Source organism: Synechococcus sp. R3-13, from assembly GCF_047462195.1.
Classification (GTDB): Bacteria; Cyanobacteriota; Cyanobacteriia; order Thermostichales; family Thermostichaceae; genus Thermostichus.
This window is the reverse complement of sequence record NZ_JANSIO010000285.1, coordinates 1-11319: the sequence shown is the minus strand read 5'-3', so window position 1 is coordinate 11319 and position 11319 is coordinate 1. Positions and strand designations below refer to the sequence as shown.

General features: G+C 57.7%; 7 protein-coding genes. 5 read left to right on the top strand and 2 right to left on the bottom strand.

Annotation, left to right across the window (positions count from 1 at the left end; all coding sequences use genetic code 11):
• Positions 1-1377 (bottom strand): electron transfer flavoprotein (locus NW856_RS09035; protein WP_414399896.1); only part of this gene is annotated, 1377 nt, incomplete at its 3' end.
• Positions 1378-1486: 109 nt separating this feature from the next.
• Between NW856_RS09035 and NW856_RS09030 the strand changes: the two genes are divergently transcribed.
• From NW856_RS09030 to NW856_RS09020, 3 genes are all read left to right on the top strand, one after another.
• Positions 1487-2620 (top strand): anhydro-N-acetylmuramic acid kinase, encoded by a 1134-nt coding sequence (locus NW856_RS09030; RefSeq protein WP_414399895.1) that lies wholly within the window; start codon positions 1487-1489, stop codon positions 2618-2620.
• Positions 2621-2801: 181 nt separating this feature from the next.
• Positions 2802-4250 carry a DUF2079 domain-containing protein gene (locus NW856_RS09025; RefSeq protein WP_414399894.1) on the top strand — a complete coding sequence of 483 codons (1449 nt, stop codon included), beginning with the start codon at positions 2802-2804 and terminating at the stop codon, positions 4248-4250.
• A gap of 349 nt (positions 4251-4599) precedes the next feature.
• On the top strand, positions 4600-6600 hold the full coding sequence (locus NW856_RS09020) for a PhoX family protein (RefSeq protein ID WP_414399893.1): 2001 nt from the start codon (positions 4600-4602) through the stop codon (positions 6598-6600).
• A 166-nt stretch (positions 6601-6766) separates the two neighbouring features.
• Here the strand turns inward: NW856_RS09020 and ilvD are convergent, their stop codons facing one another.
• Entirely contained in the window at positions 6767-8464 is a 1698-nt protein-coding gene (gene ilvD / locus NW856_RS09015; RefSeq protein ID WP_414399898.1) for a dihydroxy-acid dehydratase, read from the bottom strand.
• Positions 8465-8822: 358 nt separating this feature from the next.
• Between ilvD and fbp the strand changes: the two genes are divergently transcribed.
• A complete protein-coding gene (fbp, locus tag NW856_RS09010) occupies positions 8823-9821 on the top strand; it encodes a class 1 fructose-bisphosphatase (RefSeq protein ID WP_414399897.1) in 999 nt (332 codons plus the stop codon).
• A 37-nt stretch (positions 9822-9858) separates the two neighbouring features.
• On the top strand, positions 9859-11319 hold a 1461-nt coding region (zwf, locus tag NW856_RS09005; protein ID WP_414399892.1), incomplete at its 3' end, for a glucose-6-phosphate dehydrogenase.

Sequence of the window (11319 nt, the reverse complement as noted above, 5' to 3'; positions counted from 1 at the left end):
GGTTGTGGGGGCCACAAAATCCGCCTGAATGGCAGCGTGGGGGGCCACATAGCCTCGCGGGGGTGGCTCGCTGGGGCTGACCCGCCCGGTGAGCAGGGTGTAGGCGCGCAGAGTTTCTCGTCCGCGGCGAACGGGATCCTGCAGGCCCCAGCGCAGGGATCCCAGCCAGGGATGGCCGGCATCGACGCTGCGGCACACCTGAGGCAAGTATTCTTCCAGCAAGCGGGAGTTCTCCAGAAAAGCCTCGCGGAAATAGCGGCTGCGGTAGAGGTTTTGCCCCACCGCACTTTCCATCACCGCCTTTTGGTAGTCGGTTTGGATGCGCAGATCCCCTTTCAAGAAGCCATCGTGAATGAGGCCCGCCGCCAGATAGCCGGTTTCCATGGCATTATCCACCCCGGCCAAGCTGCCCACATCCAACACCCCCAGCGCATCCCCCAACAGCAGGGCTCCCTCAACGCCAAACCGGGTGGGCAGGCTGTGGTAGCCCCCTTCGGGAATCACGGCAGCCCCATATTTGAGCAACCTGCCGCCAGCAATTAGGGACTGGATCCAGGGGTGAGCCTTGAACTCCTGCAGACGTTGCTGGGGGTTGAGGTTGGGGTTTTTGCTGTCGAGGCCGATGATCAGACCTAAGGCCAGGCGATTGTCTTTGAGGCCATAGACGAAGCCGCCGCTGAAGCTGCCATCCAAAACCGGGTAGCCCAAGGTATGCCACACCTGCCCCTGCAGGGACTGGGGGATCTGCCACACCTCTTTGACCCCCACCGACCACAATTGCGGGTTGGGGCGCAGTTGAAACTTCTCGATGAGATCTTTGGAAATGAAGCCTTTGTCGCCAAAGCAGGTGAGTTCGGCAAAGATACAGTCTTCGTACACTTGGCCAGAATCGCTTGCCCGTACCCCAATCACCCGCTCCCCCTTGTAGAGGATTTCATGGGCGGCAAAGCCGGGGAACACATCGAGGGTAACATTTGGGATCCCTTTGGCTTTTTCCTGCAGGGTTTCGGCCAGCCAACGGATGACGTGGCTGAGGGTGAGAATGAACTGCCCCTGCTTGCGAAATCCCGGCGGGATCACCGCTTCCGGCAGATCCCAGCGCTGTTGGGATCCCAGCACGCTCAGATGATTGGCTTCCACCCGGCCTTCGTGGGGAAATCCTTGGCTTTGAAAATCGGGGAAGAGCTTGGCGATCACTTGGAGGTTGCAGATGGCGCCACTGACGATGTGACCGCCGAATTGGCGGGCTTTTTCCAAAATGGCAATAGAGATTTTCAGCCCAGAGAGCTTGGCCAGATCCAAAAGGCGGTGGGCCAAGATCAAGTTGGAGGAGCTTCCCCCCACCAAAAGAAGGTCGTAGCGGATGGCTTCACTCATAGTCCCCCACACGGTAGCTCTGGATACCCTGCCTGTATCCTAAAAAGGGGAAGGGGAAAGGGGGCAAAACTTTAGACCTTCTCAAGCCTCTGGTTGAGCCGCCAGCAAAATGATTGTCATTGGCTTAATGTCGGGCACCTCTGTAGACGGGATCGATGTAGCCATCGTCCGCATCGAGGGCGACGATTCCCTACAGTGGGAGTTGATACATTTCCAAACAATTCCCTATTCCCCGACGCTGCGGGCAGAGATTTTGCGGGCTGCGGATCCCAAAACCGGCACGGTAGATCACATCTGCACCTTGAACTTTCGCTTGGGTCGAGCTTTTGCGGCAGCGGCCTTGCAAGGGATCCAGGCGGCCCATCTTACCCCCCAACAGATCGATCTCATCGGCAGCCATGGCCAAACCCTTTGGCATAACCCCGGTGGGCCAGAAGCTTCGACTTTGCAAATCGGTGAAGCTGCGGTGATTGCCGAGCTGACCGGGATCCCGGTGGTGAGCAATTTTCGGGCGCGGGACATGGCGGCAGGAGGTCAAGGCGCACCTTTGGTAGCTTTTGTGGATTGGCTGCTGTTGAGGCATCCCCACCTTCATCGTGTGGCCCAAAACATCGGCGGCATTGCCAACCTCACCTATCTCCCCAGCCTCTGCAGTGGGGGATCCCCCTTGGCCTTCGACACTGGCCCCGGCAACATTTTGATCGATCTGGCGGTGATGCGGGCCAGCCAAGGACAACAAGCCTTTGATCGCGATGGAAAATGGGCTGCCCAAGGCCAAGTCCACTGGGAAAAAGTTGCAGAATGGATGCGGGATCCCTATTTTCAAAAGGCACCGCCCAAAACCACTGGTCGGGAGTATTTTGGATCCCTTTATTTGGAGCAAATTTGGACCCAATTTATATCTGCTCACGACTGTATTGCCACCCTCACGGGGTTCACAGCCTGCTCCATTGCCCAAGCCTATAGGGACTTTTTGCCCGCGACCCCAGATCAAGTTATTCTCAGCGGTGGCGGCACCCAAAACCCTGTTCTCATGCAACTGCTGCAGGAGCAACTGCCGACCACAACCCTGTTGACTTCCGACCAAGTGGGGATCCCTTCTAAGGCCAAAGAGGCTCTTGCCTTCGCGGTATTGGCCTATAAAACCTGGCAAGGTAAGACCAACAATTTACCGGAAGCAACTGGGGCAAGACATGCTGCCATCTTGGGCCAAATCACACCCTCTTGTCGTAACCAGTCCTAACTCATCTGTATCGTTATCTCCAACAAGCTTGAGCCATTCCTCATACTCCCGAGGAAAGAGAAATGTCCGGAATTGCGGCGGAGCCTCTGCCGAATCCAGATCTCGCTAGGATGTCACGCAAGGCTGAGAAAAGCGATAAAGTTACCTTGCCAAAATCTATAAATCAAAAGCCCTAGTTCTTATGAAGGATCGTCCTCTGCCTCCACTTCTGCTGGCAATCATGATTTTTAATTTCTTCATTCTCTTTGGCTGTAGTGTTGTCCGGCATCACCTGTTTCAGTCTGGAGGATATGATCTTGGCATCTTCGACCAATCCATCTATCTAATCAGTCGGGGAGAGGTTCCGTTTTCGACCATTCGAGGGATCCACATCTTGGGAGACCACGCAGCCTTTATTCTCTATCCCATCAGCTTTTTGTACCCCATTGTCCCCTCGGTCTATTGGCTGTTTGGGCTCCAATCCCTGGCGTTAACCTTGGGAGCATTGGCTATTTATCACCTTGCACTTCAGGCCAAGGTCGATCCCAGCCAAGTGATGGTGATTGCCACAGCCTATCTTCTCTATCCGGCCATTTTTAACGCCAACCTTTTTGATTTTCATCCAGAGGTTTTGGCCGTTCCCCTTTTCTTGGCGGCTGTGCTCTGCATTCGCTCTGGAAAATTGTGGGGGTTCCTTCTCTGTTTGAGCGGCATCCTCGGCTGTAAAGCAGTGTTGTCTCTCAATGTTGTCGCCCTGGGAGCCTGGCTGTTGCTTTGGGAAAGAGGACGAATTCAAGAACGCTGGCAATGGCGCTGCCAAGTGGGCGGCTGGACGGCAATTGCAGCAGGATCAGCTTGGTTTGGGATAGCCACTTTTGGGGTCATTCCTCACTTCAGCGGCAGCGAGCCGGCAGCCGTTTCTCATTACGACTATCTAGGGAATTCTGTTGCGGAAATTGTTCAAGGTTTAATCATAAGACCGATGCCGGTTTTGAGCAAAGTCTTCTCTCTGGACACCCTGCTTTATGGATTTTTATTGGTTGCGCCTTTGGCTTGGGGCCTCTCTTGGCGGCATTGGGATCCTTGGATCCCTGCCCTGCCTACCCTGGGTTTGAATATACTCTCCAGCAACCCCGCCTATCGAGATCTGGTGCATCAGTACGCTTTGCCTATCGTTCCTTTCTTGTTCTTAGCTGTCATCGAGAATGTGAAAAATCACCTCTTCCAGAGCCATTTTATAAAAGATGGAAAACTGCCCCTGATCTGGTCTTCGCTGGCCTTTTTGGCCTTGGGGAAATACACCTTTTTCGGCTCGATTTATCTCAGCTCCCTGGACACTTGGCAGGCAACCCGACAGGCTCTTGCCCAGATCACCACCCAAGGGGGCGTCCTCACCACTCACGAGATCAGCCCTCACCTCACCCAGCGACCTGTAATCTACTTTACAGACGAGGGCCGCTTCAATGGATCCCCGCCCTCTCAATGGGATCCCTTTGATTATGTGTTGCTCAACACCCGTCATCCGGGGTGGCGCAGCAGTCCAGAGTTTTCCCGTGTCCTGATTGAAGCTTTACAGAAGGAAACTCAATTCCAGCTTCTGTACCACCAAGATGGGGTGTATTTGTTCTCTAGGTTACGAAAAGACCTCTAAGAATCGCATAAGAATCGCAATTCTAAGGACTGCAGACTACTTTATTGGCACTTGATCTAATTGACTTAAACCAAGTCTTCTTCTCGTTGCAACAAATGATTAAGAAACTGCTGCTTCAATCTAAAGAAATTGTTTACACTTGCAAGGCTTAATCTGAGCTTAGTCTTCTCTTAACTTCAAGCCACTAACTTTGTAGTGCCTATCCTCATGCGCGAATAGAGTAGCGCAGGGGTTAGGTGCTGTTTTATAAGACTCGCCAAGTTTCTAAACAAAACTTGTCAAGACAAGAGGAGAAGTCAACGTGAGTATCCATTCGCATGGCCCTAAGCTTCGTCCTGGAGACGAGCCTATGTGTAACCACTCTCCCAACCCCACTTTCAGCAGCATCCTGGAGAGCCGTTTGCAGCGGCGTCAAGTGCTGCAGGGGGGAATTGCTGCAGCGGTGGCCACCTTTTTTGGCTTGCCTGCGCTGAACGGTGCTTCCAAATCGGCAAAAGCCGCCAGTGGCAGTGCTTTGCTGGGCTTCAAGGCAATTCCTGTGAGCGCGGAAGACAAACTGGTGGTGCCCGAAGGCTACACTGCCCGACCGCTGCTGGCTTGGGGTACTCCCATCACCGGCACCTATCCACAGTTCAAGCTGGAAAACACCGGTGCCGAGCAGGGAATGCAGGTGGGCAGCCACCACGATGGCATGCACTTCTTCCCCATCGAAGGGAAGGATCCCTGGCAGGGCAGCTCCACCGAGGGTTTGCTGGTGTTTAACCACGAGTACGTTGAGCCTCGGTTTATGCATGCTGCGGCTGTGGGCCAGAAGCTGGATTCCGACCTGTATCCCACCAATCCTGACGGCACCCGCGATCCCGACCAGGTGCTGAAAGAGCTGAATGGCCACGGGGTGAGCATTGTCCACATCAAGCAGCAGGGAGACGGCAGTTGGGAAGTGGTGCGGGATCGCCTCAACCGCCGCATCACCGGTCTTACCCTCATGGAGATCCACGGCCCGGTGCGGGGATCCGACTTTGTGAAAACCAAGTTCAGCCCCGAAGGCACGATGACCCGTGGCACCCTGAACAACTGCGCCCACGGCGTCACTCCCTGGAATACCTACCTTACTTGTGAGGAGAACTGGGCGGACTACTTCAGCAACACCAGCAAAGGCCCCGACCAAAAGCCCAACCTGCCCCGGGAGCACAAGCGCTACGGCGTGAGCACCGAGACTTCCCGCTACGGCTGGGAGCTGGCCAGCAACAAGGCAGACGAGTTCATCCGCTTCAACGCCACCCCCACCGCTGCGGATGCCACTCAAGACTACCGCAATGAGCCCAACACTTTTGGCTGGGTGGTGGAGATCGATCCCTTTGATCCCAGCAGCACTCCCAAGAAGCGCACCGCTCTGGGCCGCTTCGCCCACGAAGGCGTGGTGTTTCAGCCGCCGGTGGAAGGCCAGCCGATTGTGGCCTATATGGGGGACGATGCCCGCTTTGAGTACATCTACAAGTACGTCTCTGCCGAGCCCTACCGCAAGGAAACGGCGGGTGGACATCTGTTGGACAATGGCACCCTGTATGTGGCCAAGTTCAACGAAGATGGCACAGGGGAGTGGCTGCCGCTGGTGTTTGGGAAAAACGGTCTAACCCCGGAAAACGGCTTCACCAGCCAAGCAGATGTGTTGGTGAATACCCGCACGGCGGCGGATTTTGTCGGTGCTACTAAAATGGACCGGCCTGAGTGGGGAGCGGTGGATCCGCAAACCCGCATGGTCTACTTCACCCTGACCAACAACAGCCGTCGGGAACAAGACCAGGTGAACGCTGCCAACCCCCGTCCCAAAAACAAGTGGGGTCACATCATCCGTTGGAAGGAAGCCAACGACCGGCCTCAAGCCACCCGTTTCGAGTGGGATCTCTTTGTCTTGGCCGGGCCGCCTGAAGATAGCCGCACCCTATCAGGTCAACCCCTCAATGCAGATAATATCTTCAACTCTCCCGATGGTCTGTGGTTCGATGCCAGCCGTCGCCTCTGGATCCAGACCGACACCAGCGAAAGCAATCTCAACAAAGAGGAGTTTGCGCCTTTTGGCAACAACCAAATGTTGGCTGCCGATCCGGATACAGGGGAAATTCGCCGCTTTTTAACCGGGCCGATTGGGCAGGAGATCACCGGTGTGGTCACCACTCCCGATCAGCGCACCATGTTCATCAACGTGCAGCACCCAGGCGCCAGCACCAGCGAGGACGACTTTGCTGCCGGCAAGGTCGATTCCCGCTGGCCAGACTACGACCCCAATCTCTACCCCCGCTCGGCGGTGGTGGTGATCACCAAAAATGACGGCGGGATCATCGGTACCTAGTTGTCTCTGAGGCCGTCAGCCCATAAAACCCAGCGGCAGGGATCCTTCATCTCTGCCGCTTTCTTGCACTTAACCCAGCAAGGCTGATCCCTGCAGGGTCAGGAATCTGGAGCTATCTCTCAAGTACCAATTCTCCCTCTGGGAGACGAGCCGGGGGTGAGGGAAATTAATCCCACAGGTTCAAATCCGTCACTGCCCCCAGGCTGCTGCTGGAGACCAGCTTGGCGTACTTGGCTAGGGTGCCCCGTTTGTAGCGAGGCTCAGGAGGAGACCAGCGGGCGCGGCGGCGGGCCAGCTCTTCTTCGCTCACATGCAAGTGCAACTGGCGAGCCGGGGCATCAATGGTGATGAGATCCCCTTCCTCCACCAGGGCAATCGTGCCCCCCACATAGGCTTCGGGAGCCACATGGCCCACTACCATGCCGTAGGTGCCGCCGGAGAAGCGGCCATCGGTGATCAGGCCAACGCTATCCCCCAAGCCGGCGCCGATGATGGCCGAAGTGGGCGAGAGCATCTCCCGCATGCCGGGGCCACCTTTGGGGCCTTCGTAGCGGATGACCACCACATCCCCTGCTCGGATCTGGCCGGAGAGGATGGCCTGCAGGCAGGACTCCTCTGAATCGAAGACCCGCGCCGGCCCGGTAATTTTCGGGTTCTTGACGCCGGTAATCTTGGCTACTGCTCCTTCGGGAGCCAGATTCCCCTTGAGGATGGCCAGATGCCCTTGGGGATACAGGGGGCTGTGCCAAGGGCGGATCACCTCCTGATCCGGGCTAGGCTCGTCCGGCACATCCCGCAGGACTTCGACGATGGTCTGGCCGGAGATGGTGAGGCAGTCCCCGTGCAGCAGGCCGTGGTTGAGCAGCATTTTCATCACCTGGGGGATCCCGCCGGCCCGGTGCAGGTCGGTGGCCACAAACCGCCCTGAAGGCTTGAGATCGCAGAGGACAGGCACGCGAGCACGAATGGTCTCGAAATCATCTAGCGTCAGGGGCACTTCTGCCGCATGGGCAATGGCCAGAAAGTGGAGCACGGCGTTGGTGGATCCCCCTACGGCCATGATCACCGAGATGGCATTTTCAATGCTTTTACGGGTGATGATGTCGCGGGGGCGGAGGTTGGCTTTGATGGCCTCTGCCAAGACCTTGGCCGATTGGGCGGCACTTTCGGCTTTCTCTTCGTCTTCTGCAGCCATGGTGGAGGAGTAGGGCAGGCTCATCCCCATGGCCTCAAACGCGCTGGACATGGTGTTGGCCGTGTACATGCCGCCGCAGGATCCCGCACCAGGACAGGCGTGGCGCTCCACCGCCAGCAGCTCTTCCTCGGAGATGCGCCCGGCACTGAACTCCCCTACGGCTTCAAAAGCGCTGACGATGGTGAGGTCGCGGCCATTGTAGTGACCCGGCTTGATGGTGCCGCCGTAGACGAAGATCGAGGGTACATTGAGGCGGGCCATGGCGATCATCGCCCCCGGCATGTTCTTGTCGCAGCCGCCAATGGCCAAGAGGCCATCCATGCTCTGGCCGTTGACCACCGTCTCGATGGAATCGGCAATCACTTCCCGCGACACCAGGGAGTATTTCATCCCCTCCGTGCCCATCGAGATGCCGTCGCTAATGGTGATGGTGCCGAACACCTGGGGCATACAGCCCGCCGTTCTCAAAGCCGCCTCCGCCCGCTCCGCCAGAGTTTGGATCCCGATGTTGCAGGGGGTGAGGGTGCTGTGGGCGTTGGCAATGCCGACAATGGGCTTGCCGAAGTCTTCGTCGCGAAAGCCTACGGCCCTGAGCATGGCGCGGTTGGGGGAGCGCTGTACTCCCTGGGTAACCACTTGGCTGCGCAGCGGGAAAGGGGAATTGGCCATCATTGCAAGAGGAAACCGGGACGAAGTAGGGAGAGGAGAAAAGGGGTAGAACTCATCCTACCGCGTTTCTTCGGGGGAACATGAGCTTTCCCGGAAAGAGGGATCCAAACCAAATCTGAAGCAACTCTGTAAGTTGTCTGCACCTGCGCCAGGAATCGGCCAGCTTACCTAATAGAAGGGATCCCAGGTTCCAATCGCGTTAGCGAGACCGAGTCAAGACATGGGGGCCAGGGATCCTGGGTGTTGGTGTTTCCCCTTCGTGTTGGCGAAGCCTCGTATGGTTCTCAGCTCTCCTCTCCCCTCGCCTGCAGTGCCCAGCAGTGCCGACCGCGTTAGCGGGACGGAGTCCTCACGGGAGATGTTGCGGGATGTGCTCACCCTCTCCCGTCATGTTTTACAGCAGTTTGGCAGTTTTACGGCAGAGGCCCAAGACTTCAGCGCCCTGATGAACCGCATTGCCCTGGCCGGCAAGATGATCGCCCGGCGGCTGAGTCAGGCAGGACTGATCGAAGGGGCGCTGGGGGTTACCGGCAGCGTCAATGTCCAAGGGGAAGAACAGCAACAGATGGACGACTACGCCAACCGGGCCTTCATTCGCGCTTTGGAGCAAACGGGCCTGGTGTGTCGGCTGGTCTCGGAAGAGATGAAAACCCCGGCTCGCCTGCCGGAAAACTGCTCCCTCAGCCGCTTGGCCCTGATGATCGATCCCCTGGATGGATCCTCCAACATTGACGCCAACCTCAGCGTCGGCTCCATCTTCTCCGTCCTTCACCCTCTTGAGGATCGCCCGGAAGCGGACAACCAAGACCTGCTGCAACCGGGCCGTCGCCAACTGGCTGCGGGATATATTCTCTACGGCCCCAGCACCCAATTGGTCTATTCCGTCGGCAAGGGGGTACACGGTTTTACGTTGGATCCCAGCTTGGGGGAATTTATCCTCTCCCGCAGCGACATCCGCATTCCTGAACGCGGCTCCGTCTACAGCCTCAACGAGGGCTATTTTTGCCGGTGGAGCGAAGGGATCCAAAACTTCGTTCGCTATGTTCACCGCCGCGATGGCTACATCTCCCGTTACAGCGGCGCTCTGGTGGCGGATTTTCACCGCATTCTCCTGCAGGGCGGAGTTTACCTCTATCCCGGCACCCAGAAAAAACCGGAGGGCAAGCTGCGCCTGATGTACGAGGCCAACCCCCTGGCTTTTCTGGCCGAGCAGGCGGGCGGGGCAGCCACCACTGGCACCGAGGCCATCCTAGACATCGTCCCCCAATCTCTCCACCAACGGGTGCCCCTTATTATCGGCAGCCGCGAGAACGTGGAAGAAGTGCTGCGCTGCCTAGAGGGTTCTCTGGTGCCCTAGGTTCTTCCCAATCCTTCTCTTTGAGCCAAGCTGGCCTATGGTAACCCTGGCAGAAAACCCCCTTCGCGTTGGTCTCAACCAAGAACGCACCCCGGATCCCTGTATTGTGGTGCAGTTTGGCGCTTCTGGGGATCTGGCCGCCCGCAAGCTGATCCCGGCCTACTATCGGCTGTTTGTGCAGCGACGGCTGCCGCCGGAGTTTACCTTGGTGGGGGTGGCCCGCCGCGATTGGACTCACGAGGTTTATCGGGAAAAAATGCGGGCTGCCGTGCAGGAGTTTGCCCCCCAGGACTTGGGGCCGGAGGCCCTCTGGCAGGACTTCGCCAGCCGCCTGTTCTATTGCCGCCTGGATATCGGGGATCCAGAAGGCTATCTTCGCCTGAAGCAACTGCTCAGCCAGTTGGATGAGGAGCGGGGCACCCGCGGCAACCGAGTGTTCTATCTGGCGGTGGCGCCGGACTTTTATGCTCAGGCCATCCAACAGCTGGGGGCAGCTGGCATGGTGGCCGATCCGACCAAAACGCGGGTGGTGATCGAAAAGCCCTTTGGCCACGACCTCACCTCGGCCCAGGAACTCAACCGCCTTGTGCAGCGAATTTGCCAGGAAGAGCAGATCTACCGCATTGATCACTACTTGGGCAAAGAGACGGTGCAAAACCTGCTGGTCTTCCGCTTTGCCAACGCCATTTTCGAGCCTCTCTGGAACCGCAACTACATCGACCATGTGCAGATCACCGTGGCGGAGACGGTGGGGGTGGAGGATCGGGCCGGCTACTACGACACTGCCGGCGCCCTGCGAGACATGGTGCAAAACCACCTAATGCAGATCTATTGCCTGACGGCCATGGAGCCACCTGTCTCACTGCGCAGCGATGGGGTGCGCAACGAAAAGACCAAGGTGCTGCAGGCCACCCGCCTAGCGGATCCCCGCAATGTGGCAGCCGCAGCGGTGCGGGCGCAGTACGGCCCTGGCTGGATTGCCGGCAAGCCGGTGCTGGGCTATCGGCAGGAGCCCAATGTCAATCCCCAGTCCAAAACCCCCACCTACGTCGCTCTGAAACTGGAGTGTGATACTTGGCGGTGGAAGGGGGTGCCCTTCTACTTGCGCACTGGGAAACGCCTGCCCAAGAAGGTTTCGGAGGTGGCCATTCACTTTAAGCAGGTGCCCCTTTCCCTGTTCCAATCGGCAGCTCGGGAGGTGAGTCCCAACATCCTGGTACTGCGCATCCAACCCAATGAGGGTATCTCGTTGCGCTTTGAGGCCAAGATGCCGGGGCCAGAGATCCGCACTCGCTCGGTGGACATGGATTTCCGCTATGGGACGGCTTTTGGAGCGAGTACACCGGATGCTTATGATCGCCTGCTCCTGGATTGTCTGTTGGGGGATCCAACGCTGTTTACCCGTGCCGATGAGGTTGAAGCGGCCTGGCGGGTGGTGACGCCGGTGTTATCGGCCTGGGAGTCTGAGCCCGGCAGCGGCAATGGCGGCGGTGCTGCA